The organism is Micromonospora sediminicola (genome assembly GCF_900089585.1).
Lineage (GTDB): Bacteria > Actinomycetota > Actinomycetes > Mycobacteriales > Micromonosporaceae > Micromonospora > Micromonospora sediminicola.
The window spans coordinates 2,000,098-2,025,826 of record NZ_FLRH01000004.1 but is presented as its reverse complement, the minus strand read 5'-3'; the positions used below and the strand labels follow the sequence as shown (position 1 = coordinate 2,025,826).

At 72.2% G+C, this 25,729-nt stretch carries 25 protein-coding genes and 1 pseudogene; 11 read left to right on the top strand and 15 right to left on the bottom strand.

Annotation, left to right across the window (positions count from 1 at the left end):
* Positions 1-1,258: 1,258 nt before the first annotated feature.
* On the bottom strand, positions 1,259-1,582 hold the full coding sequence (locus tag GA0070622_RS32255) for a hypothetical protein (protein WP_141684652.1): 324 nt from the start codon (positions 1,580-1,582) through the stop codon (positions 1,259-1,261).
* A 231-nt stretch (positions 1,583-1,813) separates the two neighbouring features.
* Between GA0070622_RS32255 and GA0070622_RS31160 the strand changes: the two genes are divergently transcribed.
* A complete protein-coding gene (locus GA0070622_RS31160) occupies positions 1,814-2,197 on the top strand; it encodes a VOC family protein (protein WP_091584312.1) in 384 nt (127 codons plus the stop codon).
* A 350-nt stretch (positions 2,198-2,547) separates the two neighbouring features.
* Here GA0070622_RS31160 and GA0070622_RS31155 read toward each other — a convergent pair whose 3' ends face one another.
* The 3 genes from GA0070622_RS31155 to GA0070622_RS31145 form a co-directional block, all read right to left on the bottom strand.
* Positions 2,548-3,168 (bottom strand): DUF4240 domain-containing protein, encoded by a 621-nt coding sequence (locus GA0070622_RS31155; protein ID WP_091583450.1) that lies wholly within the window; start codon positions 3,166-3,168, stop codon positions 2,548-2,550.
* Between the two features lie 164 nt (positions 3,169-3,332).
* Positions 3,333-3,578 (bottom strand): hypothetical protein, encoded by a 246-nt coding sequence (locus tag GA0070622_RS31150; RefSeq protein WP_245666930.1) that lies wholly within the window; start codon positions 3,576-3,578, stop codon positions 3,333-3,335.
* A gap of 291 nt (positions 3,579-3,869) precedes the next feature.
* On the bottom strand, positions 3,870-4,499 hold the full coding sequence (locus GA0070622_RS31145) for a VOC family protein (protein ID WP_091583446.1): 630 nt from the start codon (positions 4,497-4,499) through the stop codon (positions 3,870-3,872).
* Between the two features lie 196 nt (positions 4,500-4,695).
* Between GA0070622_RS31145 and GA0070622_RS31140 the strand changes: the two genes are divergently transcribed.
* Both GA0070622_RS31140 and GA0070622_RS31135 read left to right on the top strand, forming a co-directional pair.
* The gene (locus GA0070622_RS31140) at positions 4,696-4,950 is read left to right on the top strand and encodes a hypothetical protein (protein ID WP_091583442.1); all 255 of its coding nucleotides are present in this window, start codon (positions 4,696-4,698) and stop codon (positions 4,948-4,950) included.
* Positions 4,951-5,025: 75 nt separating this feature from the next.
* Positions 5,026-5,568, top strand: a complete 543-nt coding sequence (locus GA0070622_RS31135; RefSeq protein ID WP_141684651.1) for a hypothetical protein — start codon at positions 5,026-5,028, stop codon at positions 5,566-5,568.
* A gap of 22 nt (positions 5,569-5,590) precedes the next feature.
* Here the strand turns inward: GA0070622_RS31135 and GA0070622_RS31130 are convergent, their stop codons facing one another.
* A complete protein-coding gene (locus tag GA0070622_RS31130; protein ID WP_091583434.1) occupies positions 5,591-6,493 on the bottom strand; it encodes an AraC family transcriptional regulator in 903 nt (300 codons plus the stop codon).
* A gap of 86 nt (positions 6,494-6,579) precedes the next feature.
* Here GA0070622_RS31130 and GA0070622_RS31125 point away from each other — a divergent pair, with 86 nt between their 5' ends.
* The gene (locus GA0070622_RS31125) at positions 6,580-7,536 is read left to right on the top strand and encodes an SDR family NAD(P)-dependent oxidoreductase (RefSeq protein WP_091584305.1); all 957 of its coding nucleotides are present in this window, start codon (positions 6,580-6,582) and stop codon (positions 7,534-7,536) included.
* 4 nt (positions 7,537-7,540) lie between these two features.
* On the opposite strand, the gene GA0070622_RS31120 is transcribed toward GA0070622_RS31125, so the two are convergent.
* Together GA0070622_RS31120 and GA0070622_RS31115 are read right to left on the bottom strand one after the other, a co-directional pair.
* Positions 7,541-8,455: a Nif3-like dinuclear metal center hexameric protein gene (locus tag GA0070622_RS31120; protein ID WP_091583431.1), complete on the bottom strand. Its 915-nt coding sequence runs from the start codon at positions 8,453-8,455 to the stop codon at positions 7,541-7,543.
* Positions 8,456-8,740: 285 nt separating this feature from the next.
* Positions 8,741-9,187 (bottom strand): annotated as a pseudogene (locus tag GA0070622_RS31115) (SRPBCC family protein); the annotation flags it as partial.
* Between the two features lie 179 nt (positions 9,188-9,366).
* On the opposite strand from GA0070622_RS31115, the gene GA0070622_RS31110 reads away from it, so the two are divergent.
* Positions 9,367-11,562, top strand: a complete 2,196-nt coding sequence (locus tag GA0070622_RS31110; protein WP_091583422.1) for an acyltransferase family protein — start codon at positions 9,367-9,369, stop codon at positions 11,560-11,562.
* A 27-nt stretch (positions 11,563-11,589) separates the two neighbouring features.
* Here the strand turns inward: GA0070622_RS31110 and GA0070622_RS31105 are convergent, their stop codons facing one another.
* The gene (locus GA0070622_RS31105) at positions 11,590-12,210 is read right to left on the bottom strand and encodes a pyridoxamine 5'-phosphate oxidase family protein (RefSeq protein WP_091583417.1); all 621 of its coding nucleotides are present in this window, start codon (positions 12,208-12,210) and stop codon (positions 11,590-11,592) included.
* A gap of 167 nt (positions 12,211-12,377) precedes the next feature.
* Here GA0070622_RS31105 and GA0070622_RS31100 point away from each other — a divergent pair, with 167 nt between their 5' ends.
* From GA0070622_RS31100 to GA0070622_RS31090, 3 genes are all read left to right on the top strand, one after another.
* Positions 12,378-12,884, top strand: a complete 507-nt coding sequence (locus GA0070622_RS31100) for a DUF2231 domain-containing protein (RefSeq protein WP_091584301.1) — start codon at positions 12,378-12,380, stop codon at positions 12,882-12,884.
* Positions 12,881-13,408 (top strand): Hsp20/alpha crystallin family protein, encoded by a 528-nt coding sequence (locus GA0070622_RS31095; protein ID WP_091583413.1) that lies wholly within the window; start codon positions 12,881-12,883, stop codon positions 13,406-13,408. The genes GA0070622_RS31100 and GA0070622_RS31095 overlap by 4 nt, the downstream gene beginning before the upstream one ends.
* 136 nt (positions 13,409-13,544) lie before the next feature.
* On the top strand, positions 13,545-14,651 hold the full coding sequence (locus tag GA0070622_RS31090) for a glycosyltransferase family 9 protein (protein WP_176710619.1): 1,107 nt from the start codon (positions 13,545-13,547) through the stop codon (positions 14,649-14,651).
* Here GA0070622_RS31090 and GA0070622_RS31085 read toward each other — a convergent pair.
* Both GA0070622_RS31085 and rfaE2 read right to left on the bottom strand, forming a co-directional pair.
* Positions 14,626-15,498: a glycosyltransferase family 2 protein gene (locus tag GA0070622_RS31085; RefSeq protein WP_091583409.1), complete on the bottom strand. Its 873-nt coding sequence runs from the start codon at positions 15,496-15,498 to the stop codon at positions 14,626-14,628. The two genes, GA0070622_RS31090 and GA0070622_RS31085, sit on opposite strands and share 26 nt — an antisense overlap.
* Entirely contained in the window at positions 15,495-17,369 is a 1,875-nt protein-coding gene (gene rfaE2, locus GA0070622_RS31080) for a D-glycero-beta-D-manno-heptose 1-phosphate adenylyltransferase (RefSeq protein WP_245666928.1), read from the bottom strand. The genes GA0070622_RS31085 and rfaE2 overlap by 4 nt, the downstream gene beginning before the upstream one ends.
* A gap of 142 nt (positions 17,370-17,511) precedes the next feature.
* Here rfaE2 and GA0070622_RS31075 point away from each other — a divergent pair, with 142 nt between their 5' ends.
* Both GA0070622_RS31075 and GA0070622_RS31070 read left to right on the top strand, forming a co-directional pair.
* On the top strand, positions 17,512-18,069 hold the full coding sequence (locus GA0070622_RS31075) for a type 1 glutamine amidotransferase domain-containing protein (protein WP_091583405.1): 558 nt from the start codon (positions 17,512-17,514) through the stop codon (positions 18,067-18,069).
* 53 nt (positions 18,070-18,122) lie between these two features.
* Positions 18,123-19,796, top strand: a complete 1,674-nt coding sequence (locus tag GA0070622_RS31070; protein WP_091583402.1) for an MDR family MFS transporter — start codon at positions 18,123-18,125, stop codon at positions 19,794-19,796.
* 28 nt (positions 19,797-19,824) lie between these two features.
* Here GA0070622_RS31070 and GA0070622_RS31065 read toward each other — a convergent pair whose 3' ends face one another.
* The gene (locus tag GA0070622_RS31065) at positions 19,825-20,316 is read right to left on the bottom strand and encodes an NUDIX domain-containing protein (protein ID WP_091583400.1); all 492 of its coding nucleotides are present in this window, start codon (positions 20,314-20,316) and stop codon (positions 19,825-19,827) included.
* Between the two features lie 86 nt (positions 20,317-20,402).
* Between GA0070622_RS31065 and GA0070622_RS31060 the strand changes: the two genes are divergently transcribed.
* The gene (locus GA0070622_RS31060; RefSeq protein WP_091583394.1) at positions 20,403-22,052 is read left to right on the top strand and encodes a fatty acid--CoA ligase; all 1,650 of its coding nucleotides are present in this window, start codon (positions 20,403-20,405) and stop codon (positions 22,050-22,052) included.
* A gap of 181 nt (positions 22,053-22,233) precedes the next feature.
* Here GA0070622_RS31060 and GA0070622_RS31055 read toward each other — a convergent pair whose 3' ends face one another.
* The 4 genes from GA0070622_RS31055 to GA0070622_RS31040 all read right to left on the bottom strand — a co-directional run bounded on the left by GA0070622_RS31055 (position 22,234) and on the right by GA0070622_RS31040 (position 25,642).
* On the bottom strand, positions 22,234-23,247 hold the full coding sequence (locus tag GA0070622_RS31055; protein WP_091583390.1) for an NADPH:quinone reductase: 1,014 nt from the start codon (positions 23,245-23,247) through the stop codon (positions 22,234-22,236).
* A gap of 65 nt (positions 23,248-23,312) precedes the next feature.
* Positions 23,313-23,966 (bottom strand): HAD family hydrolase, encoded by a 654-nt coding sequence (locus GA0070622_RS31050; protein ID WP_091583387.1) that lies wholly within the window; start codon positions 23,964-23,966, stop codon positions 23,313-23,315.
* 31 nt (positions 23,967-23,997) lie between these two features.
* Positions 23,998-24,858 (bottom strand): SCO6745 family protein, encoded by an 861-nt coding sequence (locus GA0070622_RS31045; RefSeq protein WP_425412794.1) that lies wholly within the window; start codon positions 24,856-24,858, stop codon positions 23,998-24,000.
* Positions 24,859-24,985: 127 nt separating this feature from the next.
* Positions 24,986-25,642, bottom strand: a complete 657-nt coding sequence (locus GA0070622_RS31040) for an FKBP-type peptidyl-prolyl cis-trans isomerase (protein ID WP_091583378.1) — start codon at positions 25,640-25,642, stop codon at positions 24,986-24,988.
* Positions 25,643-25,729 lie beyond the last annotated feature (87 nt).

Here is a 25,729-nt window from a genome sequence, read left to right as displayed (position 1 = left end):
CCAAGACCCCCGTTGACCTGCTGTTTTCACCGAACGCTCTCACTTGCCCTTAACTTGCAAAACCCCTTGGAATGGCACCTGGCCGCTACTCTCCGTGGCTGTGCGCCTCCTTGGCTGCCTGCTTGTCAGTCTCGAAATACCTCTCCTGCTGGGCCCCGTCTGCGGCTCGCGGGCCGGGAGCGGGGCCATGCAGGGGGTCGCGCCCAGGACGAGCCAAGCAAGATCGTCGGGCACTAGCCGGGCACAACTGACACCCACAAGAGCTCAGAGTTCGGCCTGTACGGTCGGCAGCCTGCCACAGCATGGGAGGGCCTGCGGAGCAGCTATGCGAGCAGCCCGACGGCTGTTGTCGGCACTGCATCGAGGTGTAACGGCTTATGCGGTCACTGTGTTACATAGCAAAAGTTTTTTTGAAGCCGGAGCCGCTGCTTGGAAGGCGGCAAGCCCACCAACGAGCAGCGCCACCGCGCCTGTCGAGACGAGTTGCCAGGGAGTTGGTCGGTCAGCGAAGCCTGCTGCGATCTTTACGACCTCGACGACAGGCTGGGCAAGCACCAATAGGCCGACTCCGAGCTGAGTGCGGCTGGGATGGCGACGACGCGACACATCCGTAGCTTATCGATGTTGCGCAAGTACCTATCTCGATTCCAGCTCAAGCCGTGAGTTCAGCACGGCTGGCGACAGCAAGGGTGACAGCAACCGGCCTGGACCGGGACAGCCGCTGAGGGGTGGGCGGCGGACAGTAGCCCAAGGTTGCACACACAGATGGACGCGGTTACACCAGGTGCACAGAACTTGTAAGCGAGAGGCTGGGAGGTGTTGGGGACCTGGCTGGACGACGCCGACCAGATCCCCTACCCTGTAGTGTCTACCTCGTGAGTAGTTGGTAGAACGTCCAAGCCGCGGTAGCCGCCGCGAAGAGGACGCAGAGCCGGATGGTTTCGGGCCAGCCTTTTATTGCGGCCCGGACCGTCCGTCCAACTTCCTTCGGAATTTCTTCCATTCATCACCTCCTTCTGCCCGTTTTTGGGCAGCACAAATGGACCCCCTCCACATAACAAAATTAAGGCAAAGAATCTACCCACATTTTGTTACGGATTAAAGGGCCTAGCAATATAGTCGCCACCCACGTCGCAAGTGGCGTTGACGGAGAGCTTACCACAGGATGGCACCCTTACAAGGCCCTGTCCGTATTGTGGTATTCGGCCAGTAATGCGCGGAGTACTGCATCCATGTCAAGCGCCCGAGGTAAGCAGCCTTATGCGGACCATTGCAGGAGCTGGATTTGTCCGAGCAGCCAAGCGAGCAGCCAACCCAGCAAACCTGAGCGGACGACCGCGGACAGCGACGCGATGCCGGGCGTGAGGAACCAACGCTGGACCAGGTCCGGGCAGCCGACTCGTAATGCGTAGGTCGACGGTTCGATTCCGTCAGGCGGCTCGGTACGGAAGCCCAGGTCATCGGCCTGGGCTTCGCCGTTTCTCAAGGTCCACGAGACCGCCGCCGGGCGTGCCGGTCCGCAGATGGTCCGCATCCCGCGCCGCGACTGCTGGCCGGTTGGGGACGGCGTCCAGGTCGTCACCGAACAGGCCCGCGTACACGTCCATCGCGACGAGGAAGCCGCGGCGTACGTCAAAGCCATGGAGAAACTCTGGATGGAGGCGGCTACGCGAGGATGCTCGCAAGCTCATCGTGCGGGCGGCTCACGCCCTCGGAGCTAGTCGCTCGATCGCCTGGCGGACGCGTGGGGCAGACCGGGGAGCAGGGGATCTCGCCGATGACAGCCAGTCGCGGGCCCCCGTACCTTGGCGTCATGGCGACTCTTTGGACCTTGGGATGCGATGCCGACGATCCGCAGCGGATAGCTGCCTTCTGGGCGCTCGCCCTCGGCTATGTCAAGGAACCTGGCTTCGACGAGCCCGACAACGCCTCCATCGTCGACCCGGACGGCCAAGGCCCTGCCATGAGCTTCCTGAAGGTGCCCGAGGGCAAGTCCAGCAAGAACCGCATGCATATCGACCTCCGGGTGGCCGGTCCAGGCCCCTGGGACATGGCCGAGCGGGCACGACTGATCCAGCAGAAGGTCCCCGCGTTGGTATCCGCCGGCGCGACGGTAATCCGGGAGGAGTGGTACGGCGACGTGCTCGGTCACGTCGTCATGCAGGACCCCGAGGGCAACGAGTTTTGCGTCGCTTGACGCCACGGCCAGCGCCCGCGATTGGGTATCCAGATCTGCTGCCACTCGCGCATGTCGCAGATCGCCTGGCGTGTCGCACGTCAGCCGACGGAGGACACGCAGTACCTACGTTGCGTTGCGGAATTCCGCTTTATCGGATCAAGGCGGCCCGCAAAGCGGGCCGCGCCGGCCCGGCCCCGGCCTGCTGGCGACCTCCGGCCGGCATCGGCCGGGCCGGCCGGCCACGCTTCGGGATTGCCAGACGTTGAAGACCTCGGGGCGCTGCCCCGAACCCCGGCCCTCCTCAGAGATGCCGCCTGCCCGACGAGGAGATCCGCTCTATCACTTCTGCCCAGCCCAGCACCCGCCGATCAGGGCTTCACGTATTGCTGGCGGGGGAACATGCGCGCGAGGCGCGGCAGACGTTGTTCGATCTGGGCGAGGCTGTCGCTGTCCCAGGGTTGATCGGTTGGTTCCGGGTCGGAGTACGTGCGGTGGCCCCGGGCATCCAGCGCTTCTTCGAGGCTGTCTTCACGCCCGGTGATGTGGTCGTAGGCGCGGGGTGCCACGTAGGCGAGTTCTTCCCAGTGCGGCCATTCCGCGTTGGGCCATTCACGGGGGCTGCTGCCGGCGAGCGCACGAACGGCGGGCAGGTCGGCGAGGTTGTCGGGGTTTTGGGCGGCGTGATGCCACCAGCGCTGCCCCTGGCCGATGAGCCATGGTTGGAAGTACCAGAACGCGTCGCTGCTACAGAGGCCGTCCATGATCTGGTTGGCTGCGCCCCACATGGCGTAGGTGTCGATCGGGCGACGTGCAGCCTCTAGGTGGAGCTGGAAGTCCGCGATGTGGTCAAGAGAGACGTGGCTGAGTCGGTATGCCAACCAGTCGAGCCTTTGGGCCGGGTCGGTCGTCTCCGCGGCTGACCGCTCCAGGAACTGCCAGAATTCCGCCATGTTCACGTCGAGGACGGTAGCGGTCTGGCCGTCGCGCATCTAGCGCTGGTTGCCCTATGGCCCAGGACCCGGCCATACAGCCATCTGTACAGCCAAGCCCGCCCGCCGACCCGGACAGTGGCCGACAATGACGGACAGGCTGACCAGGGGCGCAGCCACCCGACCAGCCATCCCTGATCTTCTTCTGACCTCCAGGCCGTAGCTCAGTTGAGCAGTCCCGGAAACCGCTCCTGAAGTTTGGCCATCACCCTGGATAGCCCGGTGTCCAAGTCGTCGCCGTCCCACCGCACGAATTCCCCGCCCAGCGGCTTGCCCGAAACCAGAACGGTCCAGCGCCCCCGTTCGCGCTCGCCGTCCATCTTGACGATGGCGACCAGGCCGTGATCCCCGAGCTGGACCAGCAACTCCGTCAGGCACTCATCCAACCCCATAGCCGCGTATTCGATCACGACGGCTCAGGGATGTGCAGTCCGCATCTGGTCCGCAAGAGGTCGATGGACGGTGGGGGAGTGATGAGAGGTGCCGAGAGGCATTTCCGCTGCTAGAAGCCCATCCGCGCAGCTCGTCGCGTTGCCCATCTTGATCTCGTAATGCGTAGGGCGACGGTTCGATTCCGTCAGGCGGCTCGGTGCAGAACCCCAGGTCATTGGCCTGGGCTTCGCCGTTTCTCAAGGTCGACAGCGGGCTCGTCAAGGCTGTGGACCGGTGGTGTCGGGGCTGGAAGTGTGATCGGGACGGCGCTACTCGCGGCCGACCCAGGTGGCGACGCATGCCTCGTTGCCCTCGGCGTCGGCGAGGATCCACCACTTCGGCGCGTGCGCGTCGGAGACGAGGTGGCCGCCCGCGGCCAGGGCGGCGGCGACGCGGGCCTCGGCTTGATCGTGTGGGACGGCGACATCGAGGTGCATGCGGTTGCGTTGCGGACGCGCCGCGTCCATGGTCTGGAACCCGAAGCCTGGGCCGCGACGTGCCGGGTCGGCCAGGTAGTCGTCGCCGATCTGGCGGTATCCGAGCAGTGCCCGCCAGAACGGCAGCACCTCCGCGCTGACGAGTGCGTCGAGGGTGACGTTGATGAGCTGCACGGCGGTCGGGTCGGCGGGGATGTCCAGTGCCCTGGCGGCGGCCGAGATCCGGCGGGCCAGCCCGATGTCGCGCCGGGACAGGGACACGGTGACGCCGGTGGAGCGCAGGTCGATACTCAGGTACTGCTGCTCGGTCTCGCCGGCGAGCTGACCGATCTCGTCGACGAGCGCAACGCCGTCGGCCAGCGAACCGGTCCGGAAGTGGGCCGAGACCAGGTGGTAGAGGGACCGCCAGTCCTCGACACCGTCGGCCTCGTGGAACTGCCCGGCGGTGATCTGCTCAGTCATGCCAGCGAAGCTAACAGGGCCGCTGGTGGCCGGGTCAGCGGCCGTGACCGCGATGTCGAGGCTCATTCCGTACTCCCGACGGGTCGGATCATGGTCAGTGCAGGAGGCTTCTGCCCGGTTGCGGGCCAGGCCGGCGGCGAGGGCAGCCGGATCGACCGTATCGCCGCCGGTCGGCGTGGTCTGGGATCGTGGCCGCATGGAGAGCGTGGATCCGGGCGGGCCGCTGACCGACGCGGAGGTCCGGGAGCTGGTGCGGTTGCTGGCCCGGTTCGCGTCGCACGATCTGGACCAGTGGGAGAACTGGCGTGTCGACACCCCGCACGGTCCGGTGTTCATGTCCCTCAGTCGCACGGTGCCGCCGGACTGGCCGGAGGACGCGTTCGTCCCGATCTGGCCCCCGCCCGCGGACCGTCGCCACGGTTGGACGCCACAAGCAGACCTACAGGGTTAGCCGATCAGGCTGACCGCCGTGCCGGCGAGGGCCGGAGGCCTGCCCGTGCCCGCCCGATGGGCGATCATGAATGGCGTGCAGGACACGGTCGCCGTAGCGCTGATCACCTCCATGTCCACTCTGGCCGCCGCCGGGATGACCGGGGTGATCGGTGCGTGGGCCGCCCGTCGCCAGGTCACGAGCCATCTCACCGGGGCTCGGGAGGAGCGGGCGGAGCAGCGAGCGACGGAGAGGGCGCAGCGGCGCCGGGACGCGTACGTCGGGTTCCTCGGCGCGTGCGACCAGGCGTACCGCAGTCTCGACCGGAACTGGCGGCAGGAGAGTGGGGCGGGCCACGGGGAGACGTACCAGGCGCTGCGGGGTCTCGACGAGGCGTACAACATCGTCCTGCTCGAAGGGCCGGAGGAGGTCGCCCGGGAGGCGGAGCTGGTCACCGCGAGCATCAACGGCGAGTCCCGTGAGCAGCGGCGACTGGTCGGCGAGGTCGCCGCGGAGTCGGACGGCGTTGCGCCGGCTGACGTCCACGGGCCGTGGCGACGTACCGCGATCGAGGAACGGGCGAGGCGCCGGGACTCCTTCGTCGACGCGGCCCGGGCTGCGCTGGAGCAGACCAGGTAGGGCGGGAGACCGTCGGCGGGCGTCAGGCCGTCCGGTTCCGGTACGCCCGGGGCGAGAGCCCGGTGACCCGCTTGAACGCCACGCTCAGCGCGCTCTCCGAGCCGTACCCGACGGCGCGGGCGATGGTGGCCACGGTGTCCTCGGAGCGGCGGAGCCGGTCGGCGGCCAGCTCGATCCGCCACCCGGTGAGGTATTCCAGCGGGCCGCACCCGACCACCTGCTTGAACCGGGCGGCCAGGGTCGAGCGGGACACGGTGGCGGAGCGGGCCACCGCCGCCACGGTCCACGGCCGTTCCGGGTGGGCGTGCATCGCCCGCAGGGCCGGGGCCACCACGGGGTCGGTCAGACCGGCCAGCCAGCCGGACGGGGTTCCCCGGTCGAGGTGCAGGCGCAGGATCCGGATCAGCATGACCAGCGCGAGGTGTTCGGCGACCAGCCGTCCGCCGGGGCGACCCTGGCGGAGTTCGGCGTCGATCTCCCCGACCGCCCACCTGACGGTTTCCGCCTCCTTCGTCGTCGCGGGCACGTGGATGACCGGTGGAAGGCCGTCCAGCAGCAGGTCACGGGAACGGTCGGTGAAGGAGAACGCGCCGCCGACCAGCAGGACCTCGTCGCCGGAGCCGGCCCGGGCCGGCCCGTCGGCCGCCGCCCGGAAGATCGGTCCGGCCGGTTCGGCCGGCACGTCGGGGTCGCTGGCCAGGGTGTAGCCGACCGGCCGGGTCAGCAGGAAGCAGTCGCCCTCGTCGAGCGGCACCGGCTCCGGCGCGGCGTCCACCCGCAGCAGGCAGCGTCCGCGCCGTACGGCGTTGAACTTGACCCCGGTCGGCGGGTCGAAGCGCACCGCCCAGCGCCCGCCGGCGGACAGGGCGGCCGAGACGTGGCTCGTCGTGTCGAGCAGCGCGAGCACGTCGTCCAGCGGATCCACGCGACCTCCCTCCCTGGACGCCCGCTAAAGAGTGGCGGATTCCAGAGTACGGACAGTCCAGCGGTCCCGCCCCTAGCGTGGAGGTCATGACAGAGACCTTCCGACTGAGCACCCCGTTCACGGCCCGCACCACGGCGGCCGAGATCCTCGACGGCGTCGACCTGACCGGCCGCCGCATGATCGTCACGGGCGGAGCCTCCGGTATCGGCACCGAGACGGTCCGGGCGCTCGCCGGCGCGGGCGCGGAGGTCACGGTCGCCACCCGTGCTCCGGCCCGGGCGGAGCCGCTGGTGGCGGAGTTCGCCGGCCGCGTCCACGCCGCCGCGCTCGACCTGGCGGACCTGACCTCGGTGGACGCGTTCCTCGCCGGCTGGGACGGCCCGCTGCACGCGCTGGTCGCCAATGCGGGCGTGATGGCGATTCCCGCCCGGCAGCTCACCGCCGAGGGGTGGGAACTCCAGTTGGCCACCAACTACCTGGGCCACTTCGCGCTCGTCCGGGGCCTGCACCCGCACCTGCGGGCGGCCGGGTCGGCCCGGGTGGTGCTGGTCAGCTCCGGCGCGCACCTGCGGGAGGCGTTCGACTTCGACGACCCGCAGTTCGAGCGGCAGCCGTACGACACCTGGGCCGCGTACGGCCGGTCGAAGACCGCCGAGGTCCTGCTCGCGGTGGGTATCGCCCGCCGGTGGGGTGGCGACGGGATCACCGCCAACGCGTTGAACCCGGGCTTCATCACCACGAACCTCCAGCGCCACATGGACGACGAGACGCTGCGCGCCTTCGGGGCGATGGACGAGGCGGGCAACCGCATCGAGCAGCCCTACTACAAGACGGCCGCCCAGGGGGCGGCGACGTCCGTGCTGCTCGCCGCGTCGCCGCTGGTCGAGGGCGTCACCGGTCGTTACTTCGACGACAACCAGGAGGCCGACGTGGTCGCCGGCGGTCCGGAGGCGACCGGCGGGGTGGCGGCCCACGCCGTCGACCCGGCCGCCGCCGACCGGCTCTGGGAGTACGCGGAGGCGGTGCTCGCCGGCCGCCGGTGACCGGTCACCGCCACCAGCGCGGTTCCCGGATCGGGTGCAGGGTGAGCCCGAGCTCCTCGGCGAACCAGCGACGCAACTGGGTCTCGACGACCAGGTGCTCGCTGGCCGCGTGGGAGACCCCGATCAGGGTCATGCCGGTGGTGGCGGCGAAGGCCCGGACGGCGGCGAACTTGCTCCGCCCGTACTCGCCCTCGATTCGGACGTGCAGCTCGCCGGTGAGGTACGCCTGCGCGCCGAGTCGTTCGGCGAGCGCCATCTGCTCGACGTGGTCGCCGATGCCGCCGACCACCGCCACCCGGGTCACGACGTCCCGGGTGGCGCCCTCCACCTCGACGGTGGTCACGCCGAACAGCTCCCGCGCCCGCCGCACGAGCGCGGCGGAGCTGACCGGTGGGACGTCGGCCACCAGCCCGGCGTGGCCGTCGCCGTACGGCCAGAACCGGTCGACGACGGTGCCGTCCAGCGCCTCCACCACGGCGGCGGCCGTCCCGACCCGCAGCGAGACGTCCATCGGCGCGTGGCAGGAATACAGGGAGAGCCCTCGTTCGGCCACGGCCCGCAGCCGCGCCGGGTCGATGGGTACGAAGCCCTCCGCCCAGGTGTCGTCCTCCGGGGAGCCGTTGCGGACGTCGATGGGGTGGTGGGTGACCAGCAGGTCACCCGGCTCGGCCACGGCCAGCCAGGCGTCGAGCACCTCGGCCGACGGGAAGCAGGCGCCGTACACGGTTCCGACGTCGGGCCGTCCGCGCCGCATCAACCCGTTGAAACGCTCGGCGAACCTGGGCTCGACGAAGCCCCGCCAGTCGGTGCCGACCTCCTCGTGGACGCGGGGCAGGTGGCGGGCCATCGCGGTGTCCGGCGGCGCCGTGTCGAGTTCGAACAGGCGGTCCAGGGCGGCGACGATCCGGTCGAGATCCACGCCCCGGAGTCTCGCCGCCCGCGGCGGGAGCGGCAAGCGTGAATACGCGGAACGAAGCGGGCCCGGCGGGCACGGCCACGCGGCCGGTCCGCCGGGCCCACTCCGGCAGGGAGGAAGAAAGGTCTATCGCGGGCTGTCGGCGCCCCGCGAGGCCGGGATCCGAGCCGTCGCCTCCTCGGGCTCGGTCTCCGGCGGCGGCGGTTCCTCGTCGGTGTCCGCACGGTGCCGCGCCGCCGGATCGGGCAGGTCGGCCTCCTCGGACGGGTCGGGGAGGCCGCCCGGAGCGATCGTGCCGCGCCACCCGCCGGACTCCACCTGCCGGCCCTCGATGTACTCCTTGAACCGCGCCAGGTCGGACTCGGCCTGCCGGTCCACCAGGTGCAACCGCTCGCCGGCCTGCTCGACCAGCCCCTCCGGCTCGTACTCCAGGAGCAGGTGGACCTGGGTGCGTTCGGTGTCGAGCGGCGCGAAGCGGACCGTGCCCGCGTTGGTGGTGCCGTCGGTGGCCGCCCAGGCCACCGTCCGGTCCGGCACCTGCTCGACGATGGTGGCGTCCCACTCGCGTTGCACGCCCGCGATCTCGGCGATCCAGTGCGTCCGCCGGTCGTCCAGCTGGCGCACCTCGCGCACGCCACCCATGAACCGGGGAAACTCCTCGAACTGGGTCCACTGGTTGTACGCGGTGGTGACCGGCACGTCGACGTCGATGGACTTCTCGACCTTCCTGGTCATGACCACTCCTTTGCGTCCCGTCGTCTGCACCGGGATCGGTACCCCCGCAGATCAGGCCTAACCGGACGCCCGCCGAATGTCTCGACGGGGCCGCCGACGCGGATCGACCACAATTGCCCGCTCACCTGACGAGCCGCTATCGTTCCCTGGCCAGTGCCCTGAGACTTTTGAGGACCGCGATGACTTCCCCGGAGTTGACGAGAGTTGCCGCACGGGAAGGTCTCCCCCTCGAGGGGTCTGGTGTCCCGGCCCCCAGAGCGGGCGCGGCGTCCGGACACGAGCCGCGGCGGGAGTCGACGCCCAGCCGCTTCCGGGCGGACGTCGCCGGGCTCCGTGCCGTGGCGGTCGGGCTGGTGCTGCTCTACCACGCCGGGTGGTCGTTCCTCCCCGGCGGCTTCGTCGGCGTGGACGTCTTCTTCGTGATCTCCGGCTTCCTCATCACCGGGCAGATCGTCAACGAGATCGAGCGGACCGGCCGGCTCTCCCTGATCGGTTTCTACGCACGGCGGGCGAAGCGGATCCTGCCCGCCGCGACGGTGGTGCTCGCGGCCACCGCGGCGGCGGTGTGGCTGTTCGTGCCCCGTAGCGACTGGCAGGTCATCGGCGGCGACATCGCCGCCGCGGCGGTATACGTGGTCAACTGGCGCTTCGCCGACCGCGCCGTCGACTACCTCGCCGCCGACAACGCCGTGACCTCGCCGGTGCAGCACTTCTGGTCGCTGGCCGTCGAGGAGCAGTTCTACCTGCTCTGGCCGTTGCTGATCGTGCTGGCGATCCTCGCGGCGCGCACGCTCCGGCGGTCGAACGTGCGTCCGGTCCTCTGGGTCGGTCTCGCGGTCCTGGCGGTGCCGTCGTTCGTCTGGTCGATCCTGGAGACGGCGAACTCCCCGGCGCGTGCGTTCTTCGTCTCCACGACCCGGCTGTGGGAACTCGCCGTCGGTGCGGGCATCGCGCTGATCGCGGTCCGGGCAGCGCGGATGCCGCGGGCGGCGGCGCTCGTCCTGGGATGGCTCGGGCTCGCCGCGATCGTGGCGGCGGCGCTGCTGGTGACGGCGAAGACGGCATGGCCCGGGTACGCGGCCGCGCTGCCCACGCTCGGCGCGGCGGCGGTGATCGCGGCGGGTGCGGCGGCGGGCTCGCGTGGTCCGGTCCTGCTCCTCGGCACGAGTCCGTTCCGGTGGGTCGGTGACCTGTCGTACTCGCTCTACCTGTGGCACTGGCCGATGCTCGTCGTGGCCGAGGCCTACTGGGGGAACCTGTCGTTGACCCGGGGCCTGCTGGTGGCGGCCGCGTCGGTCGTGCCCGCCTGGCTCACCTTCCGACTGGTGGAGAACCCCCTCCGCTACTCGCGCAAGATCTCCACCTCGCCGCGTCTCGCGCTGAGTCTCGGCGGCAACTTCACCCTGGCCGGGATCTGCGCCGGCCTCGCCCTGCTCCTGATCGGCGCGTGGGCGGCCGCGGCGACGCCGACCAAGAACCGGTACGCGCCGGGTGCCGCGTTGCTGTCGACCACCCCCGGCATCGCCCCGATCGGTCCGGTCCCGGAGCAGTTCGATGTCATCACGCCGGATCCGCTGCGGATCCGGCAGGGTTTTCTGGACGTGCCCGACACCAAGAAGGACAAGTGCTTCCAGGAGGTCCTCGGCGCCGAGGTCCTGTCCTGCACCTACGGCAACCCGAACGGGGCGACCACCGTCGCTCTGGTGGGTGACTCGAAGATGGACCAGTGGCTGCCGGCGTTCCAGGTGCTCGCCGAGCAGAACGACTGGAAGGTGGTGGTCAACGCCAAGGCGGGTTGTGCGTTCACCAGCGCCCAGGTCATGAAGGGCGACGGGTCCGGGCTGCCCAACGCCGACTGCATCGAGTGGAACCGGACGCTGCTCGACAGGCTGGTTCAGGAGCGCCCGGACTACGTGGTCACCTCCCAGTCCGCGGCGACCGCCCTCGACGCGGCCGGCAAGGGGCCGACGGTCGACGCGATGATCGCGGGCGTCCGGTCGTCGTGGAAGAAACTCCAGTCCGCGGGGGTCAAGATCGTCGTGATGGCCAACAACCCCTACCCGGGGCCGGCCGTGCCGTGCGCCGACAAGAACCGGAAGCGCCTGTCGGCCTGCGCGTTCGACCGCGCGCGCCACGACCAGGACCCGTCCTACCAGATGCAGCGGAAGGCGGTGGCCGGGCTGCCCGGGGTCAAGATGATCGACCTGTTCGACGCTCTCTGCCCGACGGACCGGTGCCCGGTGGTGTTCGGCAACGTCCTCATCTACCGCGGAGGTTCGCACATCGGCGCGGCCTACGTCCGGACCACGGCCCCGCACCTCGCCCGGGCGTTGTCGGACGTCGGGGTGCCGACACGTTTCACGCCACCCAGCTGACCGACCCGCCCGGGCGGGCGGCGTGGGTCAGGTGTAGAGGGTTCTGGCGTAGCCCGGGCCGTAGTGCCGTTCCAGGTCGGCCAGACTCTCCGCCACCGCCTCCACCTCCTTGACCAGCCGGGGCCGGGACGGCAGCACGTCCGGCTGCCAGGTCTCCGGCTGCCACAGCGCGGAGCGGAGGAACGCCTTCGCGCAGTGGTAGAAGATCTGCTCGACCGCCACCTCCACGGCGAGCACCGGCCGGTGGCCCTTGACCTCCATGTCGGCGAACCAGGGCGCGTCGCCGACCAGCCGGGCCCGGCCGTTGATCCGCAGCGTGTCGGTGCGGCCGGGGATCAGGAAGATCAGCCCGACGTGCGGATTGGCCAGGATGTTGCGGTAGCCGTCGGCCCGCCGGTTGCCGGGCCGCTCCGGGATGGCGATGGTGGTGTCGTCGAGCACGAGCGCGAAACCGGGCGGGTCGCCCTTCGGCGAGACGTCGCAGCTGCCGTCCGCGCCGGCGGTGGCGATCAGGCAGAACGGTGAGGCGGCCAGCCACTCCCGGTCGCGGGCGTGCAGCGTACGGCGTTCCTTCGTCACCGCCCGGGGCATCGGCGCGCCCAGCAGGTCGCGCAGTTCCTCAGGGTTGGTGATCTCCCTTGTCGTCACGTCTTCCTCCCCCGTCCGTTGACCTTGACGACGGTTTCGGCCCGCAACGGGCCGGGATCCGCCAGGGTCAGCCTAGGAGAGCGCGTCGAACGCCGGGTTTGCCCCCGGTGCCGACGGGTAGGGACCGGATCGCAGCGCGTGTCCGGACGCGACGGATGGAGGCCGTGATGGAGAGCCGACTCAAGGTGCTCGGCCATCCCGTGCATCCGATGCTGGTGATGTTCCCGGTCGGGCTCTTCGTGACCGCGGTGATCTTCGACCTGATCGACATCGTGGGCGGGCCGGACTTCCTCGGCGAGGTGGCGTACTGGAACGTCACGGTCGGGCTGATCGGCGGCCTGCTGGCCGCGGCGGCCGGCGCCTTCGACCTGCTGGCCCTGCCCACCGGCACCCGCGCGAAGCGGGTCGGGCTCACCCACGCCGCCGCCAACGTGGCGGTGATCCTGCTCTTCGCCGCGGTCTGGGCGGTCCGGCTCAACGCGGACTCACGGGCGGCCGGCGGCGCGCTGTTCGCGATCGAGGTGGTCGCGGTGGCGATCCTCGGCATCAGCGCGTGGCTCGGCGGGGAGCTGGTCGACCGGCTCGGCGTCGGGGTCGACCCGGACCACGACCTCAACGCGCCCAGCTCGCTGCGACCCCCCTCGGCCACCCAGCGGATCGGAGACGTGCGATGACGGAACAGCGGGGCTGGCGGGGACGCCAGCAGGGCTGGGACCCGATGGGCGAGTTGCAGTCACTGCGCTCCGAGCTGAGCCGCCTGGTCGGCGGCCGCTCCGGCACCCCGGACGTGGAGATGGCCGAGGTCGCCGACGGCTGGGAGGTGGTCGTCCGGCTGCCCGGCGTGGCGCCCGAGGAGGTGGCCGTCGAGCTGGACGACCGCGAGCTGTGCGTACGCGCCCGCTCGGAGGCCGAGGTCAACGCCGACCAGGGCATCCCCGGCGGGTTCACCACCCGCGGCTTCGAATACCGCGTCGACCTGCCGTCCCGGGTGGACCCGGAGCGGATCGACGCGGTGATGGACCACGGCCTGCTGCGGGTGCACCTGCCCCGGGCGGCCCGGCCCGCGCCGCGCACCATCACCGTCGGTCGCACCGGCCCGCGCGCCACCTCCGGCCGTACGCCGAGCCCGGCCGACCCGGCCGCGGACCGGGAGCTGCACCACCCGGACACCACGGTCGACGAGATCGACCGGCCGTAGGGGCCGCGTGACCACCCCGCCCGACGACTCCAGCTCGGCGCGTCTGTCGCCGCGCCGCGACCCGGAGCCGTCGCCCGACGATCCCAGCTCGGTGCGTCTGTCGCCGCGCCGCGACCTGGAGCCGTCGCCGTCCTCGGTGCTCGGTCCGGTCGGCGCGCGCGTGCCGGACGTCGAGCGGATCGCCGTGCTGCGCGCCAACGCGCTCGGCGACTTCATCTTCGTGCTGCCGGCGCTGGACGCGCTGCGGGCCGCGTACCCGTCGGCGGAGATCGTGCTGCTCGGCGCGCCGTGGCACGCGGCGCTCTGGCGCGACCGGCCCGGCCCGGTGGACCGGGTGCTGGTGGTGCCGCCCGCGCCCGGCCTCCGGGACCCCGGCCCGGACGAGAGCCCGGCGGACCCGGCGGAGTTCCTGGCCGCCGCCCGGACCGAACGGTTCGACCTGGCGTTGCAGGTGCACGGCGGCGGGGCCAACTCCAACCCGTTCGTCACCGGGCTCGGCGCCCGGGTCACCGCCGGGCTGCGGGCGGACGGCGCGCCGCCGCTCGACCGTTGGCTGCGCTACGTCTACTACCAGCACGAGGTGATCCGCTATCTGGAGGTGGCCGCCCTGGTCGGGGCGCCGGCCATCACGATCACCCCGGCGCTGGCGGTGACCGACGCCGACCGGGCCGAGGCCGTCGAGGTGCTCGGCGCGCCCGAACGGCCCCGGGTGGCGCTGCACCCGGGCGCGACCGACACCCGGCGGCGCTGGCCGGCGGAGAGCTTCGCCGAGGTCGCCCGGGCGCTGGCCGGGGACGGGTACGAGGTGCTGGTCACCGGCACCCCGGCCGAGCGGGAGACGGTCGACGCGGTGGTTGCGGCGGCCGGCGTGCCGGTGCGCCCGCAGGTCGGCACGCTCAGCCTCGGCGCGCTGGCCGCGGCCTACGCGGACTGCGCGCTGGTGGTCTCCAACGACACCGGCCCGCTGCACCTGGCCGCCGCGGTGGGCGCGCCCACCGTCGGGATCTTCTGGGTCGGCAACCTGATCAACGGGGCCTCTCCGCTGCGCGGTCGGCACCGCCCGATCGCCGCCTGGACCACGCTCTGCCCGGTCTGCGGCGTCGACTGCACGCCGGGGATCTACCCGCACCGCCCGGGCGACGGCGAGTGCCCGCACCGGGTGTCGTTCGTGGCCGACGTGCCGGTCGCCGAGGTGGTGGAGGCGGCCCGGGAGCTGCTCACACCTCCGCCGTCGACTCGCTGAGCACGACCTCCCACGCCTCCACGTCCCGCTCGGTGACGGTGGTCGGCGACTCCAGGTGGTAGGCCCCGCTGGGTAGCACACCGGCGCCGCCGTGGCGCTCCAGCACGGCGAGCTGGGCGGCCACGTCCTCACCCTGGTGCCGCTCGGGCAGCCGCTCCCAGAAGTCGAAGCCGCCGGACTCGACCAGCTTGGCCCGGTCGTAGAGCACGCAGCCGCCGATCCAGGAGATTTTGTACGCCCGCCACGCGCCCGCCGGCAGGTCCAGCTTCTCGGTGACGTGCAGCAGGTTCGCCGCCGGGTGGATCGACGCCCGGTGCCACTCCGGGGTGCCGGGGCGGATCCGCTCCGGCTCCGGCCGGCCCGGCCACTCCTCGTAGTGCCGGTGGGTGTCGGGGCGGACGTCGTCGGTGTAGGAGAGCCCGTGCACGGCGTTGCCGACGAACCCGCAGCCCAGCTCGTCCAGCGCGGTGACCAGGCGGGACAGGGCGCCCGGCTCCAGCCACACGTCGTCGTCGAGGCAGAGCACCGCCTCGGCCGCCGACCGGGACAGCAGGTAGGAGCGGTGCTCGGCCAGCCCGCGCCGGGGCAGCCGCCGGGTCAGCAGCACCGGGTGCCCCCGGTGGCGCAACGCCCGCACCATGGTGGCCGCCGCCGGGTGCGCGTACGCGGGTTCCCCGTCGGACTGGTCGCTGACCACCACCCCGAACCCGGGCACACCCTCCTGGGCGGCCAGCCCGGAGAGGGTGACCGCCAGCTCGGCCGGCCGGTTGCGGGTGGGGATCAGCACGTCCAGCCGGCGGGGCCGGCGGAACTGTTCGGGCGTGCCCGGGTCCAGCGGTCGGGTCACGCCGGCCTGCCCTCGCCCACGGCGGGAAGGTGCGGGTCGGGCGCGGCCTCACGGTGCTCGCTGGCCGCCTGGGCGCGGATGCGGTCGATGATCGCCGAGGTGGAGCGGTCCGGCACGTACCCGAGCGTGCGCACCTGGCCGCCCAGCCGGCGGACCAGCGGCGCCTCCGGGACCATCTCCGGCGGGTAGTCGCCGCCCTTGACGTAGACGTCCGGGCGGACCGCCTCGATCAGGCGGGCCGGCGAGTCCTCCTCGAACACCACCACGTGGTCGACGCAGGCCAGCGCGGCCAGCAGGGCGATGCGGTCCTCGACCGGGTTGACCGGCCGGTCCGGGCCCTTGAGCCGCCGCACGCTGCCGTCCGAGTTGACCGCCACGATCAGCAGGTCGCCGAGCGCGCGGGCCTGGGTCAGGTAGCGGACGTGCCCGGGGTGCAGCACGTCGAAGCAGCCGTTGGTGAACACCACCGAGCGGCCGGCCCGGCGGTGGTCGGCGACGAGCGCGGTCAGCTCCTCGGCGCCGACCAGGGCCGGGTGCCCGGCTTCCTCACCGCCGGTGCCCAGCGCGGCGAGCAGGTCTTCCCGGCGGCACACGCAGGTGCCGGTGTCGGCGACCGTGATGGTCGCGGCGAGCTGGGCGAGCTGGGCGGCGGTCGGCAGACCCGCGTCGGCGGCGAGCGCCAGCGTCATGGCCGCCAGGTACGAGTCCCCGGCGCCCACCGCGTGGCTCGCCGGGACCGGGGTGCTGTGGCTGCGCCGGGGCGAGCCGTCGGCGCCGCCGACCACCGCGCCCTCGGTGTCCAGGGTGACCGCCACCACGTCCGCGCCGGTGTGGGCGCGCAGCTCGGGCAGGCGCGACTCGGCCAGCACCGCCCGGTCCACGCCCTCGCCGGCCGCCGCGTTCACCGTCACCCCGGTGCCGGTGACGCTGAGACCGTCCCCGGTCAACGCCACCCGCTCCTCACCGGGCGTCGGCTCACCCGTCGGCCCGGCCGGACCGCCGGTGGCGGCCGTCGCGGCGGGCGCTCCGGAGGTCGGGTGCGGGCCGCCCGTGGTCCGCTCGCCGGCCCCGCCGGGCGCGGCGCCCACCACCAGCTCGGACGGGCCGTCGGCCTCCGCCGGGTGGTCGAGGTGCAGGTCGCCGCCAGCGCGGACGGCACCCCGTTCGGCGTGCGCGAAGCCGGCGGCGGCGCGGGCCAGCAGCCGGGTCGCCTCGGCGAAGCTCGGGGTCACCACGGTCGGGTTGAGCCCGCGCCAGTCGGCCAGGTCGTGTGCGTCCAGCGCCACCGTGCCGTACCGGTCCCGGTTTGCGACCAGCCAGGCGCGGACCGCCGAGGGCAGCGCGCCCAGTCCGTAGTCGCAGACCACCAGCGTGAGCGGATGCCCGGCGGCCACCGCGCGCAGCTCCTCGGTGGCGCAGTGCAGCGCGGTCAGCAGGCGGGCCACGCCGTCTTCGTCGAGCGCGTCCTCTGGGCCGCCGGAGTCCTCCCGGAGCAGGATCTGATTGCCGGCGAGCATCCGCCGCTTGACCGGGGTGGGACGGCCGGGCTGGCTCACCGTCCGGTCCCAGACCGCCGCGCGGTCCAGGCAGTCGTGCAGCTCGTCACCGGCCACGTCGGCGCCGACCGGGGCGACCAGCGCGGCCCGCCCGCCGAGGGCGGCGACGTTGACCGCGGTGTTCGCGGCGCCGCCGGCCGCGGAGATCCGGCGGCGCAGGGTGAGGACCGGTGCGGGCGCCTCCCGGCAGAGCCGCTCCGACTCGGCGAACCGCCACTCGTCCAGCATGGCGTCGCCGACGACCAGCACGGGACGCCCCTGCCAGCTCGCCACCACGGTGGCCAGCCGGCGCTCTTCCGCTGCTGCTCCTGCCATGCCCCTCCGGGTCCCCCCGCACCGACCGGCCAAACCTGCGCGCCGGGCGGGCGGGAGTGCGACGCGGGCCACCGGCGGCGTCCGGTTTCGGGGTATCGGCCGGGGGAACCGTGCAGACACACCCCGGAGAGGAGAGAGCAGCATGGCAGCGACACTTCAGGGCAAGCGGATCGCCTTCCTGGCCGCCGACGGCGTCGAGGAGGTCGAGTACACCAAGCCCCGGGAGGCGGTGGAGAACGCCGGCGCCCAGGTGGAGCTGGTCTCCATCGAGTCCGGCTCGATCCAGGCCTTCAACCACCTCGACCACGGCAAGCAGTACCAGGTGGACGTCACCACCAAGGAGGCGGACGCCGGGGCGTACGACGGGTTGGTGCTGCCCGGCGGCGTGGCGAACCCGGACTTCCTGCGGACGGACCCGGAGGCGGTCCGGTTCGTGAAGGCGTTCTTCGACGCCGGCAAGCCGGTCGGGGTGATCTGCCACGGCCCGTGGACGCTGGTCGAGGCGGACGTGGTGCGGGGCCGCACCATCACCTCCTGGCCGAGCCTGCGCACCGACCTCACCAATGCCGGCGCCACGTGGGTCGACCAGGAGGTCGTCACCGACAACGGCCTGGTCAGCAGCCGTAAGCCGGACGACCTGCCGGCGTTCTGCGCCAAGATCGTGGAGGAGTTCGCCGAGGGCCGGCACACCGCCCGCTGAAACCCGACCACCCACCGGGGGCATGATCCGCCCCCGGTGGGATAGGAAGCGGGATGACCGCCCAGGCCGCTCGTCCCGCCCTGCCCGCCCGCCAGATCCGCCTGCTGATGTTCGGTCTGATGACCGGAATGCTGCTGGCGGCGCTCGACCAGACCATCGTCGGCACCGCGTTGCCCACCATCGTCGGCGAGCTGGGCGGGATCAACCACTACTCCTGGGTGGTGACGGCGTACCTGCTGGCGTCGACCGCCTCGACGCCGCTCTACGGCAAGATGGCCGACCTGTACGGACGCCGGCCGGTCTTCCTCTTCTCGATCGGCACGTTCCTGCTCGGCTCGTTGCTGGCCGGCCTGTCGCAGGACATGACCCAGCTGATCGTCACCCGGGGGGTGCAGGGCCTGGGCGCGGGTGGCCTGATGACGCTGGCGTTCACCATCATCTCGGACGTGGTCTCCCCCCGGGAGCGGGGCCGCTACCAGGGTCTGTTCGGCGCCGTGTTCGGCCTGTCGTCGGTGGCCGGTCCGTTGGTGGGCGGCTACTTCGCGGAGACCAACTGGCGCTGGATCTTCTACATCAACGTGCCGCTGGCGATCCTCGCCATCGTGGTCTGCTGGCACGTCATGCGGCTGGTGCCGTTCCAGCGGCGCGAGCACACCGTCGACTGGGTCGGCGCCGCGCTGCTGGTCGCCGGCGTGAGCTGCCTGCTGTTGGCGCTGAGCTGGGGTGGCAACGAGTACGGCTGGGGCTCCGGCGTGATCGTCGGGCTGTTCGTGGCGGGCGCGGTGCTGGGCGTGCTGTTCCTGCTCCAGGAGGCCCGGACCCGGGAACCGATCCTGCCGCTGCGGCTGTTCCGCAAGCGGACGTTCGCGCTGGCCAACTCGGCCGGCTTCGTGCTCGGCCTGGTGATGTTCGGGTCGATCATCTTCATCCCGCTCTACCTCCAGATCGTCAAGGGCGCCTCGCCGACCCGCAGCGGCCTGCTGATGCTGCCGATGATGGCCGGCATCATCGTCACGTCGATCGTCACCGGCCGGGCGATGAGCCGGATCGGCCGGTACAAGTGGTTCCCGGTGGCCGGCGCGGCCGTGCTGGTGGTCGGCATGCTGCTGTTCCGGCAGCTCCAGGTGGGCACCTCGCTCTGGGCCGCGTTCGGCTACATGGTGGTGATCGGCGTCGGGCTGGGCCTGTGCATGCAGTCGTTGATCCTGGCGGTGCAGAACGCGGTGGACGTCCGCGACCTGGGCGCGGGCACCTCGTCCGCGACGTTCTTCCGGTCGCTGGGCGGGTCGTTCGGGGTGGCGATCCTGGGCGCGGTGCTGTCGTCGCGGCTCACCGCCGAGCTGTCCGACCGGCTGCCGGGCGCGATCGCCCAGCTCCCGCCGCAGCAACGGGCGGCGGTGGCGGCCGGCGGCACGGAGAACATCTCGATCAACGACCCGGCGACCATCCTCGCCCTGCCCGGTCCGGTACGCGCCGCGATCCAGGCGTCGTTCGTCGAGTCGCTGCACCTGGTCTTCCTGACCACCGGCCTGATCGCCGTGCTGGCGGTGCTGGTCACCCTCGCCATGCCGAACCACCAGCTGCGCGGCGCCGGCCCGCAGGGCTCGACCGGCGGCGCGGACCCGCTGGGCGGGAAGGCCGCCGCGCCGGGCGGCAAGCCGCTGCCGAAGGAGTCGAAGGACGAGGCCGCCGCCGACATGGAGGCGAAGTCGCAGACGATGCTGTGACCGGTGGCGCCGGCGGCCCGGCGCCGGGTCACTTGAGGATCAGGCGGTTGGTCTGCTCGAAGACGTCCAGGTCGGCGAGCGTCTCGTGGACGCTGGACGAGAGCGGGGTCGGGAACTCGTCCGGGTGGAAGAAGCCGGCGTCGGTGGTCTCGTCGGTGAAGCGGGACAGCTCCCCGTCCCACTCGTCGACCCGGAACGCGGTGGTGAAGACCTGGTAGGTGTGCCCGTACATGTTGGTGTGGGTGCGGTCCGGGCCGGTGTAGAGCGCGAACGCGCTGACCCGCAGCGCGCGCAGGCCGGTCTCCTCGCGGACCTCCCGGACCGCGCAGTCGGCGATCGACTCGCCCAGCTCCATCGCACCGGCCGGCAGCGCCCACTGGCCGTTGTCGGAGCGCTGGATCAGCAGCACCCGGGCGGCGTTGTCGCGCACCACGGCGCGGGCGCCGACGAACATCAGGGTGCGGTCACCGGCCAGGGCGCGGAGCTGCCCGACGTACGAGTCGGCCCACGAGATGCTCACCCGGACAATCTACGCACCGATCCCGGCCGGGCTCGGCCGATCCGGGGGGTTCCGTTCGTGTGACCGGCGACACTACGTTGTTACCCATGCGTAGCACGATGATGGAAGCCCCCCTCCAGGTCGCCCGGATCCTCGAACACGGCTCCACCGTGCACGGCGCGGCGGAGGTGGTCACCTGGACCGGTGCCGAGCCCCGCCGGATGACGTACGCCGAGGTGGGTCGCGCCGCCGCCCGGTTGGCCCACGCGTTGCGCGACGAGTGCGGCGTGACCGGCGACGAGCGGGTCGCCACGTTCATGTGGAACAACAACGAGCACCTGGTGGCCTACTTCGCGGTGCCGAGCATGGGCGCGGTGCTGCACACGCTCAACATCCGGCTCTTCCCCGACCAGGTCGTCTACATCGCGAACCACGCCGAGGACCGGGTGGTGCTGGTCGACACCACGCTCATCCCGCTGCTCGCCCGGGTGATCGGCGACATGACCACGGTGCGGCACGTGGTGGTGGTCGGCGGTGGCGACCCGGCCCCGCTGCTGGCCGCGGCCGGCGACCGGATCACCGTGCACCACTGGGACGCGCTGCTGGCCGACCGCCCGGACCGCTACGACTGGCCCGAGGTGGACGAGCGCGACGCGGCGGCGCTCTGCTACACCTCCGGGACCACCGGCAACCCCAAGGGCGTGGCCTACTCGCACCGCTCGATCTACCTGCACTCGCTCCAGGTGTGCATGCCGGAGGGCTTCGGCCTCGGCCCGAAGGACCGGGAACTGGCCATCGTGCCGATGTTCCACGCCATGTCCTGGGGCCTGCCGTACGCGGCGTTCCTCTCCGGCGCCTCGCTGATCATGCCGGACCGTTTCCTCCAGGCCGAGCCGATCGCCGCCATGATCGCCGCCGAGCGGCCCACCCTGGCCGGCGCGGTGCCGACCATCTGGACCGACCTGCTGGCCTATCTGGACAGCCACGACGTGGACACGTCCTCGCTGACGGAGGTGATCGTCGGCGGTTCGGCCTGCCCGCCGGCGCTGATGCACGCGTTCCACGACCGGCACGGCATCGAGGTCATCCACGCCTGGGGCATGACCGAGATGTCCCCGCTCGGCTCGGTCTCCCGCCCGCCGGCCGGCGCGACCGGCGACGACGCGTGGGGCTACCGCTACACCCAGGGCCGGGTGCCGGCTGGCGTGGCCGCGCGGATCGTCGGCCCGCTGGGCGAGCCGCTGCCCGCGGACGGGACGTCCGTGGGCGAGCTGGAGGTCCGCGGGCCGTGGGTGACCGCCCGGTACGTCGGGGACGACGTGCCGGACGAGGAGAAGTTCCGGGACGGTTGGCTGCGTACCGGTGACGTCGGCACGCTCTCGCCGGACGGCTACATCACGCTGACCGACCGCGCGAAGGACGTGATCAAGTCGGGCGGGGAGTGGATCTCGTCGGTCGAGCTGGAGAACGCCCTGATGGCGCACCCGGCGGTGCTGGAGGCGTGCGTGGTGGGCGTGCCGGACGAGCGGTGGGACGAGCGTCCGCTGGCCACCGTGGTGGTCCGCGAGGGCGCCTCGGTCACCGCGGAGGAGCTGCGGGACTTCCTGGCCACGTCGGTGGCCCGCTGGCAGTTGCCGGAGCGCTGGGCGTTCATCGACGCGGTGCCGAAGACCAGCGTGGGCAAGTTCGACAAGAAGGTCGTGCGCTCGCGGTACGCGGACGGCGGGCTGGAGGTGCGCGAACTGACCGCGCCGTAACACTTTCCGGCGTACCGTCGCCAACACGGGTAGGAACACGTTTCCAACGGACATTCCTCCCCAGAGGGCGGCCCCGGCGTTCGCACCGCGCCGGGGCCGCCCGTCCGTTACGGGGTGACCCGCACCGTCATTGTTGCGAAACTTGTTCGCCTCTGTCCCGATGTCGGGGAAATCCGGTTGCCTACTCGTCGGCGGTGCTCACGAGCACCTTGCCCACCACGCTGTCCTGCACCGCCTGCTGCGCGGCGGCGGCCTGCGCCAGCGGATACCGGTGCAGCGGCAGGCCCGCCTGTTCGCCGACCCGGATCGCGCCCTGCGCCACCGCGGCGGCGATGTCGGTGACCGCCTGCGCCTTGGCCACCTTCGGCGCGGTGTAGACCAGCACGAACTGCCAGCGCGCGTTCGGGCCCATCAGGGGCCGGATCGGCAGCGTCACCTCGTCGCCGCCGTCGTCGGCGTACACGCAGACCGCCGCGCCGGTGCGCAGGATCTGCACGTCGGCCGCGGCGTTGCGGGCGGCCGAGACCTCGACGATCGTGTGCACCCCGTCGGGCGCGACCTTGCGGACCTCCTCGACCACGTCCTGCTCGCGATAGTTGATCACGAAGTTGGCCCCGGCCGCCGCCGCCAGCTGTGCCTTCTCCGGGCTGCTCACCGTGGTGATCACGCAGGCGTCGGCCCAGCGGGCGAGCTGGATCGCCGCGTTGCCCACCGCGCCCGCCCCGCCCTGCACCAGCACCACGTGGTCGCTCAACGCGCCGGCGTGCAGCTTGTCCGGCATGAACTCGCCGGCGGTCAGGCACCGGTGCGCGGTCATGAACGGGATGCCCAGCGCCGCGCCCAGGTCGAACGAGGCCGAGCCGAGCGGCACCGCGTGCCGGACCGGCACCACGGTGTACTCGCTGGCGGTGCCCCAGGGTCGCTGCCAGGCCGCCTCCCAGACCCAGACCCGCTCGCCGATCAGGATCCGGTCCACGCCCTCGCCGACCGCCTCGACCACGCCGGCGCCGTCCTGGTGCGGGATCTGCCAGCCGGCCGGCAGGGGCCACGCCTGGCGGGCCTTCCAGTCGGTCGGGTTCACCCCCGACACCGCCATCCGCACCAGCACCTCGCCGGGGCCGGGCTCCGGCACCGGCCGGTCCACCAACTGGAGCACCGAGGCGTCCCCGCTGCGCTCGTACACGATCGCCTTCATCGTCGTCCCTCCGCCGTCGTCGTGGGTGCGCTACCCGAAGGTCGCGCGAACATGCCGGGCCCGCCTCAGCGCAGGTCCGCCAGCAGCTCCGGGGTGAGCGCGTCGATCGAGGGCAGCAGCACGGCCGCGAGCGCCTCGGCGTCCGGGTCGAGCGGGTACGACCCGTGCGGCACCGCCACCACCCGACAGCCCGCCGCGGCGGCCGAGCGGACGCCGTTCGAGGAGTCCTCCACCGCCACGCACCGGGCCGGGTCGACGTCCAGCCGCTCGGCCACCGCCAGCCAGACGTCCGGCGCCGGCTTGCCCCGGGCGGTCTCCTCGGTCGACAGCGTCGCGCCGAACGCGCCCGCCAGGCCCGTCGCGTCGAGCGCCGCGGCGATCAGCCGGGTCGGCGAGGAACTGGCCAGCCCGAGCGGCCACCGCGCGGCCGTCCGGCGCACCACCGCGTCCGCGCCGTCGATCAGCGGTACGCGTCGCGCGTACCGGTCGGTCATCTCGGCCACCACCTCGGCGGCGACCTGCTCGGCCGACCGGTCGACGCCCAGCTCGCCGCTGAGGTACGCCGCCCACTCGCCGGTACTCATGCCCATCAGCCGGCGCTGGGTGTCGGGCTGCCAGACGCCGCCGTGCGTCGCCACGTACGCCCGGCGGACCTCCTCCCAGACCGGCTCGGAATCCACGATCACGCCGTCGAGGTCGAAGAGCACCGCGTCCACCATGACGTCATCCTGCCCCAGCCGGCGGCCCGGTTCAGCCCGGCAGGGTCACCCCGGCGGAGCGCTGCGCGGGCAGACCGATCGGGGCCTGCGGCGGGATGATCGTGCGACACCGGGTGGCGATCGGGTCGAGCAGCTCCCGCAGCCGCGCGGTGCGCTCCGCGCCCAGTGCCCGCCACGGGCCCGACGCGGCCCGGTCGGTGGCGTCCTCGACGCTCCGGAACGTCTCGGTGGCGTGCGCGGTGGGCTTCCGCTCGGGGGTCAGCCACCCCTTCTCGACCAGCCGCTCCTCCGCGGCGGACCACTGCTCGTCGGTCCAGCCCCGGGCCGGCTGGTGGAACTCGCGCGACTGGTCGACCCGGCACCGCCAGGCCACCACCTCGACCGGCTCCAGCCCGGTGGTCACCAGCGCCGCCACGTGGCCGTCGCCCCGGTGCTCGCGCAGCGTGGCGGCCGCCTGCCAGAGGCGGGCCAGCGGGTACTCCCCGCGGGGCAGGGCGGCGTTGACCGCGCCGAGCACCCGACCCGCCGTGTCCACCCGCCCGGCCGCCTCCTCCAGCAGTTCGGCGGCCTCGACGAGGTGGGACTCGGGCAGCTCGTAGGTGAACTCGGCGAGCGCCTGCACCGCACCGGTGAGCCGGGCGCGCAGCGCCTCCTCCGGCGTGGCCAGCCGCCACACCGACGGCAGCGCGCGGGCCACCATCGGCGGCGCGAAGCTGAAGAAGGCGGCCGTGACCGTCGGCGCGTCCACCGGCCCGAGCGGCGCGGCCCGGCCGGCGAAGTAACCGCGCCAGTAGCCGCGCAGCCCGACCGCCTCGAACGCGGCCCGGGCGCGCGGGTGGAAGTAGGTCACCGCGTGGACCGGCTCGAAGAGCGTCCACATCCGCCGGGCCATCCCGGCATCGTCCAGCGCCGCCACGTTGCACCTCCGCGTCGGTGGGCAGTCGCCGTGGACGGACGTGCCGCCCACGGTGACCACGAACCTACTGCCGGTGGGTGACCGGGCGGAAGCCTGGAGTGATCTACTGCGCAGCCAGCACGTCGACGACGAAGCGCAGCGGCCCGGCCGGACGGCCGCCCGAGGCGTCGTTGCCGTAGGCCAGGTCGGCCGGGAGGTCCAGCTGCACCCGGCTGCCCACCGGCACGCCGACCAGGCCCTGGTCCCAGCCCTTGATGACCTGGCCCACGCCGATCTGGAAGGTGGCCGGCTGGCCGTTGTCCCAGGACGCGTCGAACTGCTTGCCGTCCTTGTAGAACACGCCCACGTAATTCGTGGTGATGGTCTGGCCGGCCTTCACCGCCGGGCCGGTGCCCTTGACCAGCGTGGTGACGGTCAGCTTCTTCAGGTCACCCGAGCCGGCCTGGACGGTCGGCTTGGTCTTCAGCGCCGGGTCGGTGCCCGCGGGCAGCTCCGGGGCGGGCGGCGCGGCGGGCTCGACCGGGGCGCTGGGGCTGGCCGAGGTGGCGGTGGCGGGCTTGTCGTCGTCCCCGCTGTTCAGCCAGACCAGACCGCCGACCAGGGCCACCACGGCGAGCACACCGGCGGCCGCGCCGAGCATCGACTGCCGGCGGCGGCGCGCCTCGGCGGCCTTCTTCTCGGCCAGCTGGGCGGCCAACCGCCGCTGTGCCTTGGTGGCCGGGGCCTGGCCCGCCGTCCGGTTCTCCACACGCTCGCTCACGTCGACTCCCTGCAGGTGGGTGGATGCGCGCAAACGGTACCCGCCCACACGCCCACTGTGAGAAAAGGCGGGGGCCCTTCTTAACGC

Bases quoted from the DNA above. Each gene is read 5' to 3' on its own strand.
- GA0070622_RS31125 (WP_091584305.1), top strand. From the start codon at position 6,580: ATGACAGAGACCTTCCGACTGAGCACCCCGTTCACGGCCCGCACCACG.
- rfaE2 (WP_245666928.1), bottom strand. From the start codon at position 17,369: ATGGCAGGAGCAGCAGCGGAAGAGCGCCGGCTGGCCACCGTGGTGGCG.
- GA0070622_RS31140 (WP_091583442.1), top strand. From the start codon at position 4,696: ATGGAGAGCGTGGATCCGGGCGGGCCGCTGACCGACGCGGAGGTCCGG.
- GA0070622_RS31145 (WP_091583446.1), bottom strand. From the start codon at position 4,499: ATGACTGAGCAGATCACCGCCGGGCAGTTCCACGAGGCCGACGGTGTC.
- GA0070622_RS31050 (WP_091583387.1), bottom strand. From the start codon at position 23,966: ATGGTGGACGCGGTGCTCTTCGACCTCGACGGCGTGATCGTGGATTCC.
- GA0070622_RS31075 (WP_091583405.1), top strand. From the start codon at position 17,512: ATGGCAGCGACACTTCAGGGCAAGCGGATCGCCTTCCTGGCCGCCGAC.
- GA0070622_RS31160 (WP_091584312.1), top strand. From the start codon at position 1,814: ATGGCGACTCTTTGGACCTTGGGATGCGATGCCGACGATCCGCAGCGG.
- GA0070622_RS31100 (WP_091584301.1), top strand. From the start codon at position 12,378: ATGGAGAGCCGACTCAAGGTGCTCGGCCATCCCGTGCATCCGATGCTG.
- GA0070622_RS31045 (WP_425412794.1), bottom strand. From the start codon at position 24,858: ATGGCCCGGCGGATGTGGACGCTCTTCGAGCCGGTCCACGCGGTGACC.
- GA0070622_RS31110 (WP_091583422.1), top strand. From the start codon at position 9,367: ATGACTTCCCCGGAGTTGACGAGAGTTGCCGCACGGGAAGGTCTCCCC.
- GA0070622_RS31070 (WP_091583402.1), top strand. From the start codon at position 18,123: ATGACCGCCCAGGCCGCTCGTCCCGCCCTGCCCGCCCGCCAGATCCGC.
- GA0070622_RS31060 (WP_091583394.1), top strand. From the start codon at position 20,403: ATGCGTAGCACGATGATGGAAGCCCCCCTCCAGGTCGCCCGGATCCTC.
- GA0070622_RS31155 (WP_091583450.1), bottom strand. From the start codon at position 3,168: ATGCGCGACGGCCAGACCGCTACCGTCCTCGACGTGAACATGGCGGAA.
- GA0070622_RS31055 (WP_091583390.1), bottom strand. From the start codon at position 23,247: ATGAAGGCGATCGTGTACGAGCGCAGCGGGGACGCCTCGGTGCTCCAG.
- GA0070622_RS31095 (WP_091583413.1), top strand. From the start codon at position 12,881: ATGACGGAACAGCGGGGCTGGCGGGGACGCCAGCAGGGCTGGGACCCG.